This window comes from Bradyrhizobium sp. Kon10, from assembly GCF_055807395.1.
Genome location: NZ_JBVVOZ010000450.1, coordinates 1 through 217, shown reverse-complemented (window position 1 = coordinate 217; position 217 = coordinate 1). Strand labels below are relative to the sequence as shown.

Genomic DNA, 217 nt, shown 5'->3' with positions numbered 1-217 from the left:
CTGCCCTTCAGTTCAAACGGTGCGTTTGGCACTGCCAGCGTCCCGCTTTGCTTCGGCCAGATCGCTCGCCATCATCTCCGCGACGAGTTCCGCAAACGTTCGCTTCGGCTTCCAGCCGAGCATGTCGCGCGCCTTGCTGGCGTCACCGACCAGGAGATCGACCTCGGTCGGGCGGAAGTAAGTGGGATCGATCTTCACCACGGTCTTGCCGCTCTTC

The 217-nt window shown here is 62.2% G+C and carries 1 protein-coding gene; it reads right to left on the bottom strand.

What is annotated here, in order from left to right:
- Positions 1-12: 12 nt before the first annotated feature.
- Positions 13-217: GDP-mannose 4,6-dehydratase (locus AC0L2O_RS37715; RefSeq protein ID WP_473373307.1), on the bottom strand; the 205-nt coding region annotated here is incomplete at its 5' end.